At 73.3% G+C, this 19,586-nt stretch carries 19 protein-coding genes; 5 read left to right on the top strand and 14 right to left on the bottom strand.

The window, feature by feature from the left end:
- Positions 1 to 2: 2 nt before the first annotated feature.
- From LO762_RS22050 to LO762_RS22030, 5 genes are all read right to left on the bottom strand, one after another.
- The gene (locus LO762_RS22050) at positions 3 to 842 is read right to left on the bottom strand and encodes an STM4011 family radical SAM protein (protein WP_230617766.1); all 840 of its coding nucleotides are present in this window, start codon (positions 840 to 842) and stop codon (positions 3 to 5) included.
- Entirely contained in the window at positions 842 to 2,173 is a 1,332-nt protein-coding gene (locus LO762_RS22045; RefSeq protein WP_230617765.1) for an STM4012 family radical SAM protein, read from the bottom strand. The genes LO762_RS22050 and LO762_RS22045 overlap by 1 nt, the downstream gene beginning before the upstream one ends.
- Positions 2,170 to 2,937 (bottom strand): STM4013/SEN3800 family hydrolase, encoded by a 768-nt coding sequence (locus LO762_RS22040; protein ID WP_374201589.1) that lies wholly within the window; start codon positions 2,935 to 2,937, stop codon positions 2,170 to 2,172. The genes LO762_RS22045 and LO762_RS22040 overlap by 4 nt, the downstream gene beginning before the upstream one ends.
- Before the next feature lie 64 nt (positions 2,938 to 3,001).
- Positions 3,002 to 4,069, bottom strand: coding sequence for an STM4014 family protein (locus tag LO762_RS22035; RefSeq protein ID WP_230617763.1), 1,068 nt, complete (start codon positions 4,067 to 4,069; stop codon positions 3,002 to 3,004).
- Positions 4,070 to 4,071: 2 nt separating this feature from the next.
- The gene (locus LO762_RS22030; protein WP_230617762.1) at positions 4,072 to 5,004 is read right to left on the bottom strand and encodes an STM4015 family protein; all 933 of its coding nucleotides are present in this window, start codon (positions 5,002 to 5,004) and stop codon (positions 4,072 to 4,074) included.
- Between the two features lie 156 nt (positions 5,005 to 5,160).
- Here LO762_RS22030 and LO762_RS22025 point away from each other — a divergent pair, with 156 nt between their 5' ends.
- Positions 5,161 to 7,215, top strand: a complete 2,055-nt coding sequence (locus LO762_RS22025; protein ID WP_230617761.1) for a RecQ family ATP-dependent DNA helicase — start codon at positions 5,161 to 5,163, stop codon at positions 7,213 to 7,215.
- Between the two features lie 118 nt (positions 7,216 to 7,333).
- The gene (locus tag LO762_RS22020; protein ID WP_230617760.1) at positions 7,334 to 8,143 is read left to right on the top strand and encodes an MBL fold metallo-hydrolase; all 810 of its coding nucleotides are present in this window, start codon (positions 7,334 to 7,336) and stop codon (positions 8,141 to 8,143) included.
- Positions 8,144 to 8,379: 236 nt separating this feature from the next.
- Here LO762_RS22020 and LO762_RS22015 read toward each other — a convergent pair whose 3' ends face one another.
- The 5 genes from LO762_RS22015 to LO762_RS21995 form a co-directional block, all read right to left on the bottom strand.
- The gene (locus tag LO762_RS22015) at positions 8,380 to 8,994 is read right to left on the bottom strand and encodes a hypothetical protein (protein ID WP_230617759.1); all 615 of its coding nucleotides are present in this window, start codon (positions 8,992 to 8,994) and stop codon (positions 8,380 to 8,382) included.
- A gap of 77 nt (positions 8,995 to 9,071) precedes the next feature.
- A complete protein-coding gene (locus tag LO762_RS22010; protein WP_230617758.1) occupies positions 9,072 to 9,677 on the bottom strand; it encodes a response regulator transcription factor in 606 nt (201 codons plus the stop codon).
- A complete protein-coding gene (locus LO762_RS22005) occupies positions 9,674 to 10,783 on the bottom strand; it encodes a sensor histidine kinase (protein WP_230617757.1) in 1,110 nt (369 codons plus the stop codon). Before LO762_RS22005 ends, LO762_RS22010 begins: the two co-directional genes overlap by 4 nt.
- Positions 10,784 to 10,826: 43 nt before the next feature.
- The gene (locus tag LO762_RS22000) at positions 10,827 to 11,399 is read right to left on the bottom strand and encodes an ABC transporter (protein WP_230617756.1); all 573 of its coding nucleotides are present in this window, start codon (positions 11,397 to 11,399) and stop codon (positions 10,827 to 10,829) included.
- Between the two features lie 112 nt (positions 11,400 to 11,511).
- Entirely contained in the window at positions 11,512 to 12,660 is a 1,149-nt protein-coding gene (locus LO762_RS21995; protein ID WP_230617755.1) for a lactate 2-monooxygenase, read from the bottom strand.
- Between the two features lie 51 nt (positions 12,661 to 12,711).
- Between LO762_RS21995 and LO762_RS21990 the strand changes: the two genes are divergently transcribed.
- Together LO762_RS21990 and LO762_RS21985 are read left to right on the top strand one after the other, a co-directional pair.
- Positions 12,712 to 15,198, top strand: a complete 2,487-nt coding sequence (locus LO762_RS21990; RefSeq protein ID WP_230617754.1) for a DNA topoisomerase (ATP-hydrolyzing) subunit A — start codon at positions 12,712 to 12,714, stop codon at positions 15,196 to 15,198.
- Between the two features lie 165 nt (positions 15,199 to 15,363).
- Positions 15,364 to 16,146: an SDR family oxidoreductase gene (locus tag LO762_RS21985; RefSeq protein WP_230617753.1), complete on the top strand. Its 783-nt coding sequence runs from the start codon at positions 15,364 to 15,366 to the stop codon at positions 16,144 to 16,146.
- Between the two features lie 9 nt (positions 16,147 to 16,155).
- On the opposite strand, the gene LO762_RS21980 is transcribed toward LO762_RS21985, so the two are convergent.
- From LO762_RS21980 to LO762_RS21970, 3 genes are all read right to left on the bottom strand, one after another.
- Positions 16,156 to 16,674 carry a hypothetical protein gene (locus tag LO762_RS21980; RefSeq protein WP_230617752.1) on the bottom strand — a complete coding sequence of 173 codons (519 nt, stop codon included), beginning with the start codon at positions 16,672 to 16,674 and terminating at the stop codon, positions 16,156 to 16,158.
- 52 nt (positions 16,675 to 16,726) lie between these two features.
- Entirely contained in the window at positions 16,727 to 17,230 is a 504-nt protein-coding gene (locus LO762_RS21975) for a hypothetical protein (protein ID WP_230617751.1), read from the bottom strand.
- A gap of 73 nt (positions 17,231 to 17,303) precedes the next feature.
- Complete coding sequence (locus LO762_RS21970) at positions 17,304 to 17,675, bottom strand: nuclear transport factor 2 family protein (protein WP_230617750.1); 372 nt, start codon at positions 17,673 to 17,675, stop codon at positions 17,304 to 17,306.
- Positions 17,676 to 17,756: 81 nt separating this feature from the next.
- Here LO762_RS21970 and LO762_RS21965 point away from each other — a divergent pair, with 81 nt between their 5' ends.
- On the top strand, positions 17,757 to 18,314 hold the full coding sequence (locus tag LO762_RS21965) for a thioredoxin family protein (protein ID WP_230617749.1): 558 nt from the start codon (positions 17,757 to 17,759) through the stop codon (positions 18,312 to 18,314).
- Positions 18,315 to 18,332: 18 nt separating this feature from the next.
- Here LO762_RS21965 and LO762_RS21960 read toward each other — a convergent pair whose 3' ends face one another.
- Positions 18,333 to 19,586, bottom strand: coding sequence for an NADH:flavin oxidoreductase (locus LO762_RS21960; RefSeq protein WP_230617748.1), 1,254 nt, complete (start codon positions 19,584 to 19,586; stop codon positions 18,333 to 18,335).

Below are 19,586 nucleotides of genomic sequence, written 5' to 3'. Positions count from 1 at the left end.
AGTCAGAGGTGGGTGGGGATGCGTTCTAGGAGGCCGTTGGTGAAGACGTCGTAGAGGTTGAGGGGTTCGAGGTGGAGGTAGCCGATGTGGCAGTCGCAGAGGGTGTTGGGGCAGGGGGTGGGGGTTCGGGAGGGGGTGAAGGTGTTGTCGTAGAGGTTGCCGAGGGGGGTTTTTACGAAGTGGCAGCGGCGGACGGTGCCGTCGCCGGAGACGGAGACGACGTCGTGGCCGGTGCGGCAGGGTAGGCCCAGGCTGGGGTGTGGGTGGCGGCTGTAGGAGAACAGGGGGTCCAGGGCCGTCCAGGCGGCGGCTTCCGCGTCGGTGTAGGTGCGTCCCTCGGCCGCGTTGATCCACAGGTAGGTGGAGGTGGCGAGGTCGGCGCGCATCCGGCGGGCCGCCTCCAGGTGGGCGGGCTCGCCGACGACGCCGACGCTGTGCCGCACGCCCAGCGCCGTCAGTTCGAGGCTCTTGGCCAGGAACCTTTCGTGCGTGACCTGGCCGGGGTGGTACGTCGTCCACAGGGCGAGCGTGTCGAGGTCCGCGCGGGCCGTCCACGCGGTGCGGCCGCTCAGGTTGGTCTGGATCGCGACCCGCCGCACGTGCGGGAGGCGGCTCAACCCGATCATCGTCTCCCGGTACCAGGACCGGACGAGGCCCTCGCCCCACGGCGTGAACAGCACGGCCGTCTCGTCGGTGCGGGCGGCGACCCAGGCGGCGAACCTGGCCAGCGCCGCCCGGTCGGCGCGCAGCTGCTCGGGGGTGTCGCGGCGCTTGGCGAACGGGCAGTACGGGCAGTCGTAGTCGCAGCTGGCCAGGGGGCCTCGGTAGAGGATCGTCAGCATCAGCGCGGCGTGTAGGCGGCCATGAGGGTACGCACCTCCGGGGAGAACAGGGCGGGGCCGAGCGCGTCGGAATGGGCGAGCCCCTCAGGGGTCAGCACGAGCCTTCCGGGGACGTGCTCCAGCCATCCGCGCGCGGCGAAGGGCGCCAGATCGAAGTCGGCGGCGGGCTCGGTGCCGAACCGGGCGGCGTAGGCGGCGACGTCAAGGCCGTCCGCCTGGAGCAGGGATTGCAGGAGATGCCTACGGCGACGCTCCGCCTCGTCCAGGCGGAAGCCGACGCGGGCCCGGGAGAAGTCCTCGGCCAGCACGTAGTCGTCGATGATCGCCCGGACTGCCGACTGCTCGACGGCGTACTCGAACGAGTAGTGCAGCCGCGACGTGTAGGAGCGGGCGCCGCAGCCGAGCCCGACCATGCCGTCCTCCTGGCAGCAGTACTCGGTGCCGCCGCCCCCGCCCGGCCGCCGGAACATCCGCATCGACACCTGCTCGTACCCCAGCGCCAGCAGATGATCCCGCCCGGCCCGGTACAGCCGCAGCCGCTCGTCGTCCCAGACCCTGGCGAGCCTGTCCAGGCCCGTCTTCGGCCGGACGTACAGCGGATACAGGTAGAGCTCCTCAGGCGCCCACTCCAGGGCGCGGTCGATCGAGGCGATCCAGGACCGCTCGGTCTGCCCCTCGATCCCGTAGATGAGATCGACGTTGAGCACGGGGAACCCGGCGTCCCTGATCGCGTCGAGCGCGGCGACGACCTCGGCCGCCTTCTGCGGCCGGACGGCGGCGCGCGCCTCGGCCTCGGCGAAGCTCTGCACGCCGATCGACACCCGGGTGGCGCCGAACGCGCGCAGCACGGCGAGCCGGTCGGGGGTGGCGGTGCCCGGCGACGTCTCGACGCCGAGCGGCACCCCGACGCCGTCCGTGCCGCCGGTGAGCCGCCGGGTGAGCAGGCAGAGCCGCTCCAGCTCGGCGGCCGTCAGGTAGGTGGGGGTGCCGCCGCCGAACGCCGCGAGGGCGAACCGGGCGCCTTCCACGGCTTCGAGGACTGCCGACGCCTGCCGTTCGAGGGCGCCGAGATAGGCGGTCGTGAGGTCCTCGGGCGCGCCGGTGCGGGTGAACAGGTTGCAGAAGCCGCACCGGATCTCGCAGAACGGGACGTGCAGGTAGAGGAACAGCGCGGAGACGTCCTCGCCCGCCCACACGTCGGTGAGGGAGGGCGCGGGGTCGAGTGGGCGGTAGGCCGTCTTGTGCGGGTAGGCGTACACGTACGACTCGTAAGGCGAGGTGTACGACCAGTCGCCGTAGGCGAGGGGGGTGTGGGGGGCGGTGACGGTCATGTGATCACGAACTCCCCGTACGGCACGGTCCAGACGACCTCGTGCCCCAAGCGATGCCCGACATATCCGTCCTCTCCGTATGCGGTGCCGTGATCGGAGCAGACGATCACAAAGCTGGGCCTGCGCAGCGCCGTGAACAGGCGGCCCATCCCCGCGTCCACGTACTCCAGCGCCGCCTCGTGCGTGCGCAGGCTGTCGCCGGTGGCGCCCGGCAGGTAGAAGTGGTTCGGCTGGTGCAGGGCCGCGACGTTGAGCAGGAGGAACACCGGCCCGTCCGCCCGCGCCAGCACCTCCTCGACGCGATCGATCTGGTGGTCGAGGCAGCGCGGGTCGGTCACCCCGAACTCGCGCGCCCAGTGCGCCTCGGCGAACATGCCGGGCAGCACCGAGCCGAGCGGCGTCAGCCCGTTGAAGAACCCGACGCCGCCGACGCACACGGTGTGGTACCCGGCGGCGGCCAGACCCGCCGGAAGGTCGGCCCGCTCGTACGTCCAGGTGCCCTCGGCCGTCGTCTCACTGCCGGGGAAGGCGCCCGCGAACAGCCGCGGATGTGGGCCCGGCGCGGCGGGCGTGGGCAGGAACCCGCTGAGCATCGCCATGTGCGAGGCGAACGTGAAGCTGCCCGGCGCGTGCCGCTCCTGCCAGGCGAACCTCTCGGCCATCCGGGGGGTGCGGCCCTGCGCGGCCAGCCTCACCGCGACGTCGTAGCGCAGCGTGTCGAGCGTCACCAGCACGATGTCGTGGGTGCCGACGACCTCGCGCATGTTCCACATCGGCAACCTCCCGGGGTTGGCGGACGCCCCAGTCCTACCAGGCGCCGCCGACACTTCAGGCACCCGCCGGCGCGCGCAGCACGGCGGCGACCTGCGCGTCGTAGGTGTCGCCGCCCTCGGCCGACGTGCCGGGCAGCCCGGCGAGGCCCGGCAGGAGGTCGCCGAACGCGTTGACCTCCGCCACCGCGAACCGCCGCATGCCGACCCCGACGAGCAGATCCACCCCGACCATGGTGCTGCCGGGGAAGCAGGAGGCGGCGCGGGCGCACACGTCCATCGCCTCCGCCCACGGGATAGCCGCGCGCACCGCCGCGAGGTCCCCGCGCCGTCCGCCCAGGTGGAGGTTGGTCATCGGGACGGCGGCCGTGCGGACCACCGCGTGGGTGGGCTCCCCCGCCACCACGACGACCCGCAGGTCGAACACCCTGCCTACGCCGTCCCGAACGCCCTCCTGCGCGAGCCCCGCCTTGGCGAACCAGCGTTCGACGTGCAGGCCGTCCGGTGCGAGCGCGTCCACGAGGGAGGCGATCTCAGGCTCGGTGTCGAGGGTGCGCACGCGCAGCGCGTTGTACCAGCCGTCGCCTTCACGTGCCGCCGACGTCTGCGCCCTGACCGCGCCGCCCTGCGCGGTGCGCAGCGCGATCACCCCGGAGGCCGACGAGCCGTGCGCGGGCTTGACGAACACCCGGTGCCAGCCCCGCTCGGCCATCCGTGCGCGCAGCCGCGCGTACCCGGCGACGGGCCCGAGCGCGGGCGGCACCGGCACCCCGGCGGCCAGCAGCCTGGCGTGCGCGGCGCGCTTGTCGAACATGACGGCGATGTCGTCGATGTCGCTGACGGACGGGTACGGGCGGAGCCGTTCCAGCCCGGCGCGGAACGTCCGGTACCACCGGGCTCCCCCGCCCACCCTGGCCGGATCACCCGGACCGCGTAGCAGCGCGTTCACCTCCGCGTCCTCTCCCGGCGACTCGACGCGCAGCGTCCCGTCCACCGTGAAGGGACGGCCCAGCAGGACGTCCCGCCAGGGCACGAGCGCCGGTTCGGCGAGCCCGGCGCGGCGGCAGGCCGCGGCGAACAGGGCGACGCGGCGGTCTCCCGGCGTGCCGACGACGGTGAGGCGCACGGCTACTCCGACACCTCGACGTAGCGCCAGTCGTCCTCCAGGTCGCGCTGGTCGTCGACGTTCACCTGGACGCCGGGCAGCGCCGCCTTGATCCGCTCCATCATGGCGTCCGACAGGTAGTGGTGGTGCAGGTCGAGGCCCGCCAGGTGGGTGAGAGGCTGCCCGGACAGGAGCGCCTCCGCGCCCTCGTCGCTGAGCGAGCCCATCGCCAGCGACAGCCGCTCCAGCCGTGCCACGACGGGCGCGGCCGCGACGGCGGCGGCGATCTGGTCGGCCTGCGGGGAGTTCTGCAGGCCCAGGTCACGCAGCGCGGGCAGCCGCTCGCCGCTCAGCAGCGGCGCGAGATCCTCGACCGTGCTGTCGCCGCCGTACTCGTCCACGCCGAGCCACAGCTGGAGCGTCTCCAGCGCGGGCAGCTCCGACGCGCCGAGCGCCTGCACGACGCGGGCGGGCAGGCCGCCGCTCTCGAACCGCAGATCCCGCAGCACGGTGGACTTCAGCGGGTCGAACCGCAGCCCGATGCCGCCCCGCACGACGACCTCGGTCAGCTTCGGGAAGGCCGTGAACAGGGGGGTGAGGTCGCCGTGGTTGATCCACGAGATCTCCGTCTCCTCCTGGAGGTACTCGGCGACGAACACCGCGTGCAGCGCGGGGAACCGCTCGGCCGCGCCGGTCAGCAGCGCGAGCGGCTCGGTGGACTCCACGTCGTAGGTGTTGCCCCAGTTGCCGAGGAGCAGCGCCCTGACCCGCGTGGTGTCGACCCGCTCGGTGAACGTGCCGAACAGCTCGCGCCACGGGTCGAACTCGTCGACGTAGTCGTCGAGCCTGATCCGCCAGGCGACGGCGTCGGCGGCGGGCAGCTCCCCGGCGGCCGTGGTGTCGGTGAGGTCGAAGACCGGAAGTCCGGCGAACGACGTGTGGAACTGGTGGATCATCGGCGATCTGCCTCTCTGGAGACGGGACGCGAAAGATCTATCAGCCCCCACCGACAGATCGCAGGTCATCCGGGGAAACGGCCGCCGAGCTGGGCCTCCCCGAGTTATCCACAGGGTCGGGAGCGAGTGTCGGCGCGAGCTGGTAGTCATGGGGCCATGGATCTGCGCGAGGAAGCCGAACGGTGTCTGCGGGCGTTGGCCGGGGCCGCCGCCCGGCTGCGGGAGGACCAGTGGCGGGCGATCTCGGCGCTGGTCGAGCAGCGCCGCAGAACGCTCGTGGTACAGCGCACCGGCTGGGGCAAGTCGGCGGTGTACTTCGTGGCCACCGCGCTGCTCCGGGCGCGCGGCGCGGGCCCGACGGTGATCGTCTCGCCGCTGCTCGCGCTCATGCGCAACCAGATCGAGGCCGCCGCCCGCGCGGGGATCACCGCCCGCACCGTCAACTCCGCCAACGTGGACGACTGGGAGGCCGTCTACGCGGAGGTGGCCTCCGGCGCGGTGGACGTGCTGCTGGTCAGCCCGGAGCGGCTCAACAACCCCGACTTCCGCGACCGGATGCTGCCCAAGCTCGCGGGCGAGGCGGGCCTGGTGGTGGTGGACGAGGCGCACTGCATCTCCGACTGGGGGCACGACTTCCGGCCCGACTACCGGCGGCTGCGCACGCTGTTCGCGGAGCTGCCACCGGACGTCCCGGTGCTGGCCACCACCGCCACCGCCAACGCGCGCGTCACCACCGACGTCGCCGAGCAGCTCGGCGAGGGCACGCTCGTGCTGCGCGGCACCCTGGAGCGCGACGCGCTGCGCCTGGCCGTGGTGCGCCTGCCCACGCCGGAACGGCGCCTGGCGTGGCTCGCCGAGCGCCTCGCGGAACTGCCTGGCTCGGGCATCATCTACACCCTCACCGTAGCCGCCGCGCACGAGGTCGCCGCCGCGCTGCGCGAGCGCGGCTACGAGGTGGCCGCCTATTCGGGCCAGACGGAGCAGGCCGAGCGGCTGCGCGCCGAAGAGGATCTGCTGGGCAACCGGCTGAAGGCGCTGGTGGCCACCAGCGCGCTCGGCATGGGCTTCGACAAGCCGGATCTCGGCTTTGTCGTCCATCTGGGCGCGCCGCCCTCACCCGTCGCCTACTACCAGCAGATCGGGCGGGCCGGGCGCGGGGTCGAGCGGGCCGAGGTGATCCTGCTGCCGGGCGAGGAGGACAAGGCGATCTGGTCCTACTTCGCCTCGCTCGCCTTCCCGCCCGAGCCGCTGGTCCGCGCCACGCTCGCCGCGCTGGGCGACAGGCCGCTGTCCACCGGCGCGTTGGAGCCCGCCGTGGATCTCTCGCGCTCCCGGCTGGAGATGATGCTCAAGGTCCTCGACGTGGACGGCGCGGTCCGCCGGGTGCGCGGGGGGTGGGTCGCCACCGGCGAGCCCTGGTCCTACGACGCCGAGCGGTACACCAGGGTCCGCGCCGCGCGGGAGGCCGAGCAGCGGGCCATGCTCGCCTACGCCGAGACGCCGGAGTGCCGGATGGTCTTCCTGCGCCACGCCCTGGACGACGCGGAGGCGGTGCCCTGCGGCCGCTGCGACGTGTGCACGGGCGAGCCCTGGCCGGTGGAGATCTCCGCCGACGAGGTGGCCAGGGCGACGGAGCGGCTGACCCGTCCCGGTGTGGAGATCGCGCCGCGCCGGATGTGGCCCACCGGGCTCAAGGCCGATCTCGGCCTTTCCGGGAAGATCCCGGCCGAACTCCAGGCCGAGCCTGGCCGTGCCGTCGGCAGGCTCACCGGGGTCGGCTGGGGCCCGCGCCTGCGCGCCCTGCTGGACGGCCCGGACGGCCCCGTGCCCGACGAGGTGCTCGCCGAGACGGTCAAGGTGCTGGCCGCCTGGGGCTGGGCCGAACGGCCGGTGGCGGTCGCCTCGGTGGCCTCCCGGACCCGTCCGGCCCTGGTCGCCTCGCTGGCCGAGTACCTGTCCCGGGTGGGGCGGCTGCCTTACCTGGGCGCGCTCTCCTCGACCGGGCCGGTGCCGCCCGCCCAGCACAACAGCGCGCAGCGGCTCCGCGCGGTCTCGGCCGCCCTCAGCCTCGACTTCCCGGTGCCGCAGGGGCCCGTGCTGCTCGTGGACGATCTCGCCGACACCGGCTGGACCCTCACCGTCGCGGCCGGGCTGCTGCGCCGCGCGGGGGCAACGGCGGTGCTGCCGCTGGTGCTGGCCACCCCGACCTGAAGGGAGGTTCTCCCGGTCACGCTGTGTAGTTTCCGGACGGTCTTCCGGATAGGGTCGTGGTGTTTGCCCGTGCTTGGCACCACCGTGACCCGCCCCGCCGTGCCCCGAGGAGACGTCCATGCGCGCCCCACGCATCACCCGCCTGTCCGACAGCGCCCACTTCGTCGAGGCGGCGGCGGTGAACTGGACGATCCTCGCCGAGGGCGACGACGTCACGCTGATCGACGCGGGCTATCCAGCCGATCTGGCGACGGTGCGGCACAGCCTGGAGGCGGTCGGGCACCGGCCGGAGCAGATCACCGCGATCCTCGTCACGCACGCCCACGTGGATCACATCGGGACGATTCCGGCGCTGCTGCGGCTCGCGCCCAAGGCCGAGGTGATCACCTCGCCGGAGGAGGCGCCGCACGTCAGGCGCGAGTACCTCCAGCAGGCCACGCCCCTGGACGTCGTGGCCAACCTGTGGCGTCCGGGCTTCCTGGGCTGGGCCCTGCACATCATGAAGGCGGGCGCCCTCCAGAACCCGCACATCCCCGGTGCCCGCCCGCACACCCACGACGACCTCGTCCCCTCCCCCGCAGAGCCCTCCGACGAGCCCTCGAACGCCTCGGGGCCGGTGGTGCTGGACGTCCCCGGCCGTCCGGTGCCGATCCTCACGCCCGGCCACACCTCGGGCCACACCTGCTACCACCTGCCCGACCTGGGCGCCGTCGTCACCGGCGACGCCCTGTGCACCGCGCACCCCACCTCACGGCGCTCAGGCCCGCAGCTCCTGCACCCGATCTTCAACCACAACAACCAGGCCACCCGGACCGCCCTGAACCTGCTGTCCCCGCTCCCCGCCGACACCGTCCTGCCCGGCCACGGCCCCCTCCACCGCGGCCCGGTGTCCGCCGCCGTCACCACCGCCCTCGCCCACCTTTCCTGACCCCCACCCCGCCATCCACCACCGTCCCCACGCCCGACTCTGCCCCGCCGGTGATCCCGGCCCGCAGAAGAGGGCTGAGGCGGGTGAGGATGAGGGGGCCTGCGATCAGGAAAGCAGTCGACCGCGCGCGGCACCGGTGCGCGCGGTGAGCCGGGTCGGCCCCTGCCGGTGGTCAAGAGGTGAGAGACGTGGCCGGGTCAGGGGTACGGGGCGGGTGAGGAGTGAGGGGGCCGTCGTCAGGAAGCGGGGGGAGGGGTGGGGGTGGCTGGGTCCGGGGTGGGGGTGCGGCGGGGGAGGAACGAGGTGAGGAGGCCCGCGGTGAGGGCGCCTAGGGTGCCCAGTAGCTCGTCGCCGAGGGTGTCGCGGTAGATGCCGACGGACTCGGGGGTGTCGAGGATGAACGCGCCGTATTCGGCGATCTCCCAGCCGATCGCGGCGATCGCCCCGATCCCGGCGCAGAGCAGGACGTGCACCCAGCGCGGCAGCTCCACTCGGGCGCGCCGCAGCGCCACCCCTGCGGCGGCGACGAGCAGCACCCAGTTGAAGAAGTGGCAGAAGTCGTCGAACCACTCGACCGTGTCGTAGAGGTCGGCGGCGTTGCCCGCGACATCGATGACAAAGGACGCCGTCAGCAGCGCGTCCACGTCCCAGGGGAAGGGCCCGGCCTTGCGCAGCGCCCGGCGGGTCCACCAGATCGCGGGCACCAGCAGCGCCGCCAGCGGGTACGCGACGGCCCGTGCCCCCATCGCCTTGTCCGCGAACCGCTCCCACTCGGGGAACGCCAGCGCCAGCCCCAGCAACACCACCAGCGCCAGTTTCAACCCGACCGAGAGCACCCGCCACAGACCCATGCGCCCACCCTGCCGCACCCCACCCCCCACGTCGACCCCAACCCCCACAAACCCCACCCCGGACGGGACGGGTGGGGTCAGAGCCAGCCTCGGTCGCGGGCGGACTGGACGGCGGCGTGGCGGTTGCCGACGCCCAGTTTGGTGACGGCGGCGGAGAGGTAGTTCCGCACGGTGCCCTCAGAGAGGCCGAGGGCGCGGGCGATCCGGCTGACGGGCGACCCGTCGGCAGCGGCCCGCAGCGCGTCGAGTTCGCGCGGCGTCAGGGGGCATTCCTCGGCGGCGAGGGCGTCGGCGGCGAGCTGCGGGTCGATGTAGCGAGCCCCGGCGTTCACCTGCTTGATCACCTCCGCGAGCCGGGAGGCGGGCGCGTCCTTGCCCAGGAAGCCCCGGACGCCGGCGGCCATCGCGCGGCGCAGGTTGCCGGGCCGCCCGTGCCCGGTGACGATCACGACGCGGCACGACGGCAGGTCGCGGGCGAGCCGTTCGGCGGCCGAGAGCCCGTCGAGTCCGGGCATGTCGATGTCCAGCACCGCGACGTCGGGCCGCTCGGCCAGCGCGCGGTCCACCGCCTCGTCGCCGCGCCCCACGTCGGCGACGACCTCGATGCCGTCCTCGGTGCCCAGGAGCAGCGCGAGCGCCTCCCGGACGAGGTGGTGGTCGTCGGCGAGCAGTACCCGGATCACCCTGTCTCCTCCAGCGGAACCGTCGCGAGCAGCCGGAACGCGCCGTCGTCGGCGGGCCCGGCGTGCAGTGCCCCGCCGACGGCGGCGAGCCGCTCGCGCAGCCCTGCGAGGCCGCTGCCGCCGCCCGCCGAGCGGCGCGCCCCGTCGTTGACGATCTCCAGTTCGGCGCGCGCCCCGTCGCTGCGCACCGCCATCGCGCAGCGGGTCGCGCCGCTGTGCCGCAGCACGTTGGTGACGGCCTCCCGGACGACCCAGCCGAGCGTCTCGTGGACGTGCCGGGGCAGGTCGGCGGGCAGCGGCGCCCCGGCGCAGTCGATCCCGGCGGCGCGCAGCACGGCCGTCGCGCCTTCGAGTTCGGTGCGCAGCGAGGTGATCCGGTATCCGCGGACGACCTCGCGCATCTCCTGTACGGCGCCCCTGGCCATCGCCTGGATCTCGGCGAGTTCCCGGCGCACCCGGGCGGGGTCGCGGTCGAGGAGCCGTTCGGCGAGTTCGGCGCGCAGCGCGACGGCCTGGAGGCTGTGTCCGAGCACGTCGTGGAGGTCGCGGGCGAACCTGATCCGCTCCTCCCCGACCGCCCGGCTGGCGAGTTCGGCGCGGGCGTCGCGCAGTTCACCCACCGCGAGGCACAGCCAGACCGTGGCGTAGGCGGACAGACCGGCGACGGGCAGGCCAAGCCCGACAAAGAGCGCTTCGAGGCCGGGTGCGCCGATGCCGAGGGTGATCGCGGAGGCGAGGAGCGCGGCGCAGGCGACGAGCGGCACCGACAGCCGTTCCGGCAGTGTCACCGCGATCATCCCGGCGACGGCCAGCATCGCGCCGTTCCACGTGGGCCCGAGCGCCAGGGGCAGCGCGAAGCACACGACGGCGATGACGGCGAGGGCGGCCCGGCTGCGCGCGTTGATCCGCCGGTTGGCCGACTCCCAGATCAGCCTGGCCTGGAGCACGACGACGAGCAGCGCCGCCGCCGTCGCGGCGGTCGCGCGGGCGGGCGGCCCGGCGACGGCGTCCGCCACGCCCTGCAGGAAGAGCCCGCAGGTCGCCGCCGTGGACAGCGCGACGACGAACATGACGATCGCCGTCTCCCTGGGCAGCCGTGGCCGCACGGCCCACCTCCCTGGTCCGGGGGTCCACAGGGTACGTGCTTCCTCAGGCCGCCAGCGGAAACCACGCGGATCGGGCGATCCGGTCGGCCTCCATGACGCCCAGCGGATGCCGGGACGCCACCAGGACGGGCAGGTCCAGGGCCCGCAGCACGGCCCACACGGCGGCGGCCTCGGTGCCGTCCAGGCCGGTGACGGGTTCGTCCACCACGAGGGCGTCGGGTTCGGCGAGCAGGGCGAGCGCCAGGTCGAACAGCTTCCGCTCGCCCTGGGTGAGGCGCTCGTAGGGGACGCCGGAGCGGCCTTCGAGGGCGGCGAGGGCGGTGCGCGCGGCGGGGCCGAAGGGCCGCCCCGACCAGCGGGTCCACGCGCCCGTCACCTCGCGCAGGCTCAGTTCGCCGTACAGGCCGCCGTCGGCCCAGAGCGTCCCGACGAGCACCCGGGACCGCTCGCGGTACGGGTCGGCTCCCGCGACCAGTACCGTGCCCGGCGCCCCGGCGCGTTCGCCGCAGACCGCCTCCAGTGTCGCGCGGGCGTCCGGCCCGCACACCCCGACGACCTCGCCGGATCCGACGGCGAGGCCCCCGGCCATCTCGATCACGCAAGGCTGGTTCCTCATGTTCCCAGCCTGCCCCGGCCGGGCCCGCGTGGTCAGTGCCACGCGTCAGGAACCTCCCCTGAGACTTGCACGGACGGCCCATGACATCTGTCATGGGCCGCCGGAGGCGTCGTTAGGCGAGGACGTCCCTTGTCAGCTCCTCCACCCGGTTCAGGCCGCACAGCGTGACGGTCAGCTCCAGCTCGGTCAGGAGGCAGCGCAGCACGTGCCGGACGCCGGGCTCCCCGCCGAGGCCGAGCCCGTAGGCGTACTGGCGGCCGACCAGGACGGCGTCCGCGCCGAGCGCGAGCGCCTTGGCGACGTCGGCGCCGGTGCGGATGCCGCTGTCGAACAGGACGGTCAGCGCGTCTCCGACGGCGTCGGCGACGAGCGGGAGCCGGTCCAGGGAGGCGACGGCGCCGTCCACCTGGCGGCCGCCGTGGTTGGACACCACAACGCCGTCCATGCCCGCGTCGGCGGCGCGCCGGGCGTCGTCGGGGTGCTGGACGCCCTTGAGCACGATCGGGCCGCGCCACCTCTCGCGCAGCCAGGCGAGGTCGTCCCAGGTGAGCGAGGGGTTCCCGAAGTTGGCGACCCAGTGCAGGATCGCGTTGATCCGGTTCTCGGGGGTGATCTCGCCGCCGACCGCCTTCAGGAACACGGGGTCGCTGAAGTAGTTCTGCACCCCGATGCCGCGCAGGAACGGCAGGTAGGCGGTGTCGAGGTCGCGCGGCCGCCAGGCGAGCTTGAACGTGTCGAGCGTGACGACGAGCACCTCGTACCCAGCGGCCTCCGCCCTGCCGACGAGGCTCTCGGCCAGCTCCCGGTCCTTCGGCCAGTACAGCTGGTACCAGCGCGGCCCGCCTATCGCGGCGACCTCCTCGATCGTGTGGGAGGCGGCGGTGCTGAGGATCATCGGCACGTCGAGTTCCTTGGCCGCGCGTGCCACGGCGAGTTCGCCCTCCGGGTGCACGATCGACAGGACGCCGACCGGGGCGAGGAGGACGGGCGCGGGCATCGCCGTGCCCAGGACCGTCACGGAGAGGTCGGGCGTGGAGGCGTCGTTGAGGATGCGCGGCACCAGGCGGTACCCGTCGAAGGCGGCGCGGTTGGCCCGTGCGGTGGCTTCCGTGCCCGCCGCGCCCGCGACGTAGCCGAAAGCCTGGCCGCCGAGTTTTGCCGCGGCCAACGCCTCCAACCTGGACAAATCCGTCGGAAGTACTGGACGGACGTCCGCCAGGCCGTTCAAGTAGATCTCATTCTGGAAGTCAGCGAGGCTCATCCCGGCCCTCCCGGTTCAAAACTGTCGGTGGGACCCGCGAGAATAGCGGCCATGGCAGCACGTCGTTCAGCCCCGAACTCGCAGACTCCCCCAGATGACTTCGAAGAGAACATCATCGACATCGACGTCGCGGAGGAGATGCGGGGAAGCTTCCTCGAGTACGCCTACTCGGTGATCTACTCGCGGGCTCTGCCGGACGCGCGCGACGGCCTCAAGCCCGTCCAGCGCCGCATCCTGTACTCGATGAACGCGATGGGCCTGCGGCCCGACCGGGGGCACGTCAAGTGCGCCCGGGTCGTCGGCGAGGTGATGGGCAAGCTGCACCCGCACGGCGACACCGCCATCTACGACGCGATGGTCCGCCTCGCCCAGCCGTGGGCGATGCGGATGCGCATGGTGGACGGCCACGGCAACTTCGGCTCGCTCGGCGGCGACGACGCGCCGGCGGCCATGCGGTACACCGAGGCGCGCATGTCGCCGCAGGCCATGGCGATGGTCTCCGGCCTCGACGAGGACACCGTCGACTTCCGGCCGAACTACGACGGCCAGGAGCTGGAGCCGGAGGTGCTGCCCGCGGCCTTCCCCAACCTCCTGGTGAACGGCGCCACCGGCATCGCCGTCGGCATGGCCACCAACATGGCGCCGCACAACCTCGGCGAGGTCGTCGCCGCCGCCCGGCACCTCCTGACGCACCCGGAAGCCACGCTCGAGGACCTCATGCGGTTCGTGCCGGGCCCGGACCTGCCCACCGGCGGCAAGATCGTCGGCCTCGACGGCATCCGCGACGCCTACGCCAGGGGCCGTGGCACGTTCAAGACCCGCGCGACGGTGCACGTCGAGACGGTCACGCCGCGCCGCAAGGGCCTCGTGGTCACCGAGCTGCCCTACAACGTCGGGCCCGAGCGGGTCGTCGCCAAGATCAAGGACATGGTCCAGGCGAAGAAGCTCGCCGGGATCGCCGACCTCAAGGACCTCACCGACCGCACGACGGGCCTGCGCCTCGTCATCGAGGTCAAGAACGGCTTCCACCCCGAGGCCGTCCTTGAGGAGCTGTACCGGCTCACCCCGATGGAGGAGACGTTCGGCATCAACAACGTCGCCCTGGTCGACGGGCAGCCCAAGACGCTCGGCCTGCGCGAACTCCTCCAGGTCTACGTGGACCACCGCCTCGAGGTGGTGCGCCGCCGCTCGGTCTACCGGCGCCGCCGCCGTGAGGAGCGGCTGCACCTCGTCGCGGGCCTGATGATCGCGCTGCTCAACATCGACGAGGTCATCCAGGTCATCCGCAGTTCGGACGACACCGGGCAGGCGCGCGCCCGCCTGATGCAGGTGTTCGAGCTGTCCGAGACGCAGGCCCAGTACATCCTGGACACGCCGCTGCGCCGCCTCACCCGCTTCGACCGCCTGGAGCTGGAGAAGGAGCGGGAGACCCTGGAGCGGGAGATCGCGGAGCTGACCGCGATCCTGGAGTCGCAGCCGAAGCTGCGCTCGGTGGTCTCCAAGGAGCTCGCCGCCGTCGCCAAGGAGTTCGCCACGCCGCGCCGCACGGTGCTGCTGGAGGCGGGCGGCCAGGCGCAGGTCGCCGCGATCCCGCTGGAGGTCAAGGACGACCCCTGCCTGGTGCTGCTGTCGTCCACCGGCCTGCTCGCCCGCACCACCGACCCGACCCCGCTGCCCGAGGACGGCCCCCGCGCCGCCCACGACGTGCTGACGTCCGTCCTCTCCACCACCGCGCGCGGTGAGTTCGGGCTCGTCACCAGCACCGGTCGGCTGGTGAAGGCGAACGTCATCGACCTGCCGCAGATCCCGCCGTCGGCGGCGCCGCCGTCGCTGGCGGGCGGCGCGTCGGTCGACGAGTTCGTCCGCCTCGCGCCGGGCGAGACGGTCGTCGGCGTCGGCGACCTCTCCGAGGACGGCCCGGGGTTGGCGCTCGGCACCGAGCAGGGCGTCGTCAAGCGGGTGCAGAACGACTACCCGGCCAACCGCGACGAGTTCGAGGTCATCACCCTGAAGGAGGGCGACAGGGTCGTCGGGGCGGTCCAGTTGGAGTCCGAGGAGCAGGATCTCGTGTTCATCGCCGACGACAGCCAACTGCTGCGCTACGCCGCGTCCAACGTGCGTCCCCAGGGGCGTCCGGCGGGCGGCGTGGCGGGCATCAAGCTGGCGCCCGGCGCCAAGGTGATCTTCTTCGGCGCGGTCGATCCGGCGCGTCCCTCGGCCGTCGTGACGGTCGCGGGCGACACCGAGGCGCTGGAGGGCACCCAGACGGGCGCCGCGAAGGTCAGCGACTACGCGGACTTCCCGCCCAAGGGCCGCGCCACCGGCGGCGTCCGCTCGCACCGCTTCCTCAAGGGCGAGAACGCCGTGCTGCTGGCCTGGGCGGGCCCGATGCCCGTCGCCGCCGCCACCGCCGCCGGCCAGCCCGCCGACCTCCCGGCCGAACTCGGCCGCCGCGACGGCTCCGGCACCCCCCTGCCCACCGCCATCACCACCCTCGGCGGCGCCATCGGCCCCCGCACCCCCGACCCCGACGTCTGACCCCGCCACCGGAGGGCGGCACCCGGGCCAAGAAGCGCCGCCCTCCTACGCACGGAAAAAGAAGTGCGGGGGCCGGTAACAGGATCGTGCTGCGCCGAGCGCCGCCCTGCGGGCCGCCGGAAAAGAAAGTGCGGGGCTCGGGGGCGGGTGGCAGGATCGGGCGGCATGGGGAGCGTGGGCGGGCTCGCGGGGCGGGTGGCGGTGGTCACCGGGGTGAGTCGGCGGCGCGGGATCGGCCACGCGGTCGCGCGGCGGCTCGGCGCGATGGGCGCCGCGCTGTGCGTGGCGCACCACCGGCCGCACGACGTGGCGCAGCCCTGGGGCGCGGACGACCTCGACGCGGTGCTCGCCTCGGTGCGGGAGGCCGCGCCGAGGGTGCACGACGTGGCCGCCGACCTCGCCGAGCCGGACGCGGCCGAGCGCGTCATCGCCGAGGCGGTCGCCGTGTACGGGCACGTGGACATCCTCGTGTGCGTGCACGCGCGCAGCGGCACCGACGGCTCGTTGCTCACCATGGACGCCGCCGCGCTCGACGCGCACTGGCAGGTCAACGCCCGCTCGACACTCCTGCTCACCCGGTATTTCGCCGCGCAGCACGACGGCCGTCCCGGCGGACGTGTCGTGTGGTTCTCCTCTGGCCAGCACCTCGGGCCGATGCCGGGCGAGGTCGCCTACACCGCGTCCAAGGGCGCGCTCACCGGCGCGCTGCCGACGGTCGCCGCCGAGCTGGCCGAGCGGGGCGTCCTCCTGAACGCGGTCAACCCCGGCCCTGTCGACACCGGGTATCTGCCTGACCCGGCCGACTTTCCCGGCTTCGCCCGCGCGTTCCCGCTCGGCCGGTACGGGGTGCCCGACGACGCGGCGCGGCTCGTCGGCTGGCTCGTCAGTGACGACGGCGGGTGGGTGACCGGGCAGGTCCTGTCCACCGAGGGCGGTTTCCGGCGCTGAGGCGGCCGCTCAGCGGGTCGGGACGTCGTACCAGTACCAGGGGCCGGTGATCCGGCGGTACGCGACTGCGGCGAGCTCAGGGGACGGCGCGGGCATCCCCGACGGCGCGTGCAGGAAGCCCGTCTCGTCGTAGTACGGCCCGCCCGTCCCGGCGATGGTGAACCGCGTGACATCGGTGCCCTCGACCGGGGCGACCTTCGCTATCTCATAGATCCCGGCCCGTCCAGCTTCGCCGGACGCGCGCTGTTGGTCGAGTCTGCCCTCGGCGACGGCGAACGCCGCCCGGAGCGGCACGTCGGTCCAGGCCAGCACCGCCGTCAGCAGCGCCAGGAGCGGGGTGAGCGCGAGCAGCCGCGACCGCCCCCAGCAGAACCAGATGAGCCAGACGACCCCGACCACGGCCCACACCGCGCCGCCCAGCAGGAACGGCCCCGAGTTCCCGGAGGGGAACGCCAGCGAGTACAGCACCGCGACCGACGCCCCGGCGGGGACCACCCCCAGCCACCACACCGACGCGCTGATGATCACCTTCGGCACCCTAGCGGAGCGCGATAAGCCGACCCGGATCCGTTACGCCGCGTCACTCGCTCGCGTCGTACCAGTACCAGGGCCCGTCCAGGTGCCGGAAGTACAGGTACTCGGGCGTCCCCTGGGGGATGCCGTCCGGCGCGTGGGCGAAGCCCGACTCCGCGGCGAACGCGTCGCCGCCGCCACGCAGCGGCAGGTAGGTGACGCCGCCCTCGGGCCGCACCGCCTCGATCCGGTAGATCCCGGCCCGTCCCGCCTTGCCCTCGGCGACCTGTTCGGCGAGCCCGCCCTTGGCCGTCGTGAACGCGACGTCGAGCGGCACCTCGGCCCACGCGAGCCCGGCGGTCAGCGCCGCGACCAGCGGCGTCGCCAGCAGCCAGCGGTCCCGCCGCAGCACCAGCCGGACGAGCCACACCACGCCGACGAGCAGCCAGGCGATCCCGCCCAGCACGAACGGGCCCATCGCCCCCGCCGGGAACGCCAGCGAGTACAGCACGATCGCGGCGGCCGCGCCCGGCACGACGGCACACCACCACACGGACGCCTTGACGATCATTGCCGCACCCTAGCGGACCAACCAGGCAGAACCCCATAAATCCAGCCCAACCCCGGCCCGGCCCGGACGCGCGCTAGCCCTGGCTCATGTCGTCCGGTCCCCAGTAGGCGCGCATCGTGGTGATCTTGCCCGCGTCGTTGAAGGTGAAGACGTCGATGGCCTTGATGGTGAGGTTGAGGGCGGCGAGTTCGATGGTGAACGCCATGGCGGCGCCGGAGCCTTGAGAGCCGCGGACGGGGCCGTCCAGGGTGAGCCTGGCGCCGGAGTCCACCGCGTCCCGGTAGAACTTGCCGATCGCTTCGAGCCCGTGCAGTTCGGGGCTGCCGACGGGGTCCTCGACGACGGCGTCCTCGGCGAACAGGGCGATGACGGACTCGGCGTCACCGTTGGCGAATCCGTCGACGTAAGCGCGGAGCGCCGCTTTCATCTCTTCCTGGGTGGGCATGGCGGCGAGCCTACCAAGCGCTTGGTAACACCGCCCAGGGGGGAGGAAACAGACTTCCCAGACGGATGACACCATAGGGACATGGCCATCCAGTCCTTCCTGGTTCCTCTCGGAACACGCGCGCCCGCGTTCTCCCTGCCCGACCTGCACGGAACGACGATGACCCTCGACTCCTTCGAGGAGTCCCCGCTCCTGCTCGTCGTCTTCCTGTCGAACCACTGCCCGTACGTCAAGCGCGTCGAGAAGGCGCTCGGCGCGCTCACCGCCGAGTACGCCGAACTCGGCGTCGCGACGGTCGGCATCGCCTCGAACGACGCCGTCACCTATCCCGACGACGGCCCGGCGCACCTCGCCGAGCAGGCCGAACGCGCCGGATTCACCTTCCCGTACCTCTACGACGAGTCCCAGGACGTCGCCCGCGCCTACCGGGCCGCCTGCACCCCCGACTTCTTCCTCTACGCGCCCGACCGCACCCTCGTCTACCGCGGCGAGTTCGACGGCGCCCGCCCGTCCAACGACGTCCCGGCCACCGGCGCCACCCTCCGCGCCGCCCTGGACCTCGCCCTCACCGGCCACCCCGTCCCCGAACCCCACACCCCGAGCCTCGGCTGCGGCATCAAATGGCGCCCCGAACCCTGACCGTTCACACGAACGGCCTCAGCGCCAAGGGCGAGGCGCGGCATCAGATGACGCCCCGCCCTTGACGGCGGCGTCGTAGCAGCCGATGGGCAGCCCTCCCGCGACGCTGATGCAGCGGTTGCACATGGTGCAGACCGGCGCGTCCGGCACCGGCGTCGCGCAGTGCCGGTAGAGGTGCGGGTCGGCGATCAGGCCGCGGGCCGACGCGACGGCGTCGCAGCGCCCCGCGTCGATCGCCGCCTTCATCGCGGCGGGAGTGCGGAAGCCGCCGACGCAGATCACCGGGATGTCCAGGGCGCGCCGGAACCGTTCGGCGTGGTCGAGGTTGAAACCCTCGCGGTACGGGAAGGCACGGCTCAGCCCCGCCTCCAGCGCGGGCGCGAGCGCGCGCATCAGCGTCCGCCGCGTCCGCGACGCCTCGCGCATCGCCCCGTGCCGCACCTGCGCCCTGACATAGCCGTGGAAGTCGCCTGACGTCGTGCTCGGGAACGACGAGAAGTGCCCGCGGCTCACCTCGATCGCGTCGAGCCCCTCCTCCTGGAGGCGGCGCGCCACCTCGATCTGGTCCGCCAGCCGCACCCCGCCGTAGGGCAGCGTGTCCGTGCCGTTGATCTTCGCGATGACGGGGAAGTCGTCGCCCACCCGGGCGCGCACCGCCCGCAGCACCTCCAGCGGCAGCCGCATCCTGTTGGCGGGCGATCCGCCGTAGTCGTCGCCGCGCCGGTTGGACTGCGGGCTGAGGAACTGGCTCAGAAGGTAGCCGTGCGCCATCTGGATCTGCACGCCGTCGAGCCCCGCGCGCCGCGCCCGGTCCGCCGCCGCCGCGAACGACTCGACGAGCGCGGGGACGTCGGCGGCCCGCAACGGGCGCGGCCTGGTGCCCTGCGCCAGCTCCCGCACCCCCGAGGCCGACACCGCGTACGGGACGCCGGGAGCCGGTCGCGTCATCTGCCTTCCGCCGTGGTTGAGCTGTGCGAACAGCCTGCCTCCGCCGGCGTGGACGAGCGCCGCCCACTCCCGCAGGCCGGGGATGACAGCGTCGTCGTGGATGCCCGCCTGCCGGTACGCGGACTTCCCCTGCCAGGAGACGAACAGGTTCCCGGTGATGATCAGCGGGGTGCCCGCCTCGGCCATCGGCGCGTAGAACTCCAGGAGTTCGTCGGTGACCCTCCCGTCCTCGGTCGCGCGGGTCTCGTGCGTCGCCGACTTCACCAGCCGTCCCGGCAGGTCGAGCGCGCCGATCCGCCAGGGGCGCAGCAGCGGATTGTCCAT

It is taken from the genome of Actinocorallia sp. API 0066, from assembly GCF_020991275.1.
GTDB lineage: Bacteria > Actinomycetota > Actinomycetes > Streptosporangiales > Streptosporangiaceae > Actinocorallia.
Note: the sequence above shows the minus strand (reverse complement) of the source record. Positions and strands in the feature narration are given on the sequence as shown.

Bases quoted from the DNA above. Each gene is read 5' to 3' on its own strand.
- LO762_RS22050 (WP_230617766.1), bottom strand. From the start codon at position 842: ATGCTGACGATCCTCTACCGAGGCCCCCTGGCCAGCTGCGACTACGAC.
- LO762_RS22045 (WP_230617765.1), bottom strand. From the start codon at position 2,173: ATGACCGTCACCGCCCCCCACACCCCCCTCGCCTACGGCGACTGGTCG.
- LO762_RS22040 (WP_374201589.1), bottom strand. From the start codon at position 2,937: ATGCGCGAGGTCGTCGGCACCCACGACATCGTGCTGGTGACGCTCGAC.
- LO762_RS22030 (WP_230617762.1), bottom strand. From the start codon at position 5,004: ATGATCCACCAGTTCCACACGTCGTTCGCCGGACTTCCGGTCTTCGAC.
- LO762_RS22025 (WP_230617761.1), top strand. From the start codon at position 5,161: ATGGATCTGCGCGAGGAAGCCGAACGGTGTCTGCGGGCGTTGGCCGGG.
- LO762_RS22020 (WP_230617760.1), top strand. From the start codon at position 7,334: ATGCGCGCCCCACGCATCACCCGCCTGTCCGACAGCGCCCACTTCGTC.
- LO762_RS22015 (WP_230617759.1), bottom strand. From the start codon at position 8,994: ATGGGTCTGTGGCGGGTGCTCTCGGTCGGGTTGAAACTGGCGCTGGTG.
- LO762_RS22000 (WP_230617756.1), bottom strand. From the start codon at position 11,399: ATGAGGAACCAGCCTTGCGTGATCGAGATGGCCGGGGGCCTCGCCGTC.
- LO762_RS21995 (WP_230617755.1), bottom strand. From the start codon at position 12,660: ATGAGCCTCGCTGACTTCCAGAATGAGATCTACTTGAACGGCCTGGCG.
- LO762_RS21990 (WP_230617754.1), top strand. From the start codon at position 12,712: ATGGCAGCACGTCGTTCAGCCCCGAACTCGCAGACTCCCCCAGATGAC.
- LO762_RS21985 (WP_230617753.1), top strand. From the start codon at position 15,364: ATGGGGAGCGTGGGCGGGCTCGCGGGGCGGGTGGCGGTGGTCACCGGG.
- LO762_RS21975 (WP_230617751.1), bottom strand. From the start codon at position 17,230: ATGATCGTCAAGGCGTCCGTGTGGTGGTGTGCCGTCGTGCCGGGCGCG.
- LO762_RS21970 (WP_230617750.1), bottom strand. From the start codon at position 17,675: ATGCCCACCCAGGAAGAGATGAAAGCGGCGCTCCGCGCTTACGTCGAC.
- LO762_RS21965 (WP_230617749.1), top strand. From the start codon at position 17,757: ATGGCCATCCAGTCCTTCCTGGTTCCTCTCGGAACACGCGCGCCCGCG.
- LO762_RS21960 (WP_230617748.1), bottom strand. From the start codon at position 19,586: ATGGACAATCCGCTGCTGCGCCCCTGGCGGATCGGCGCGCTCGACCTG.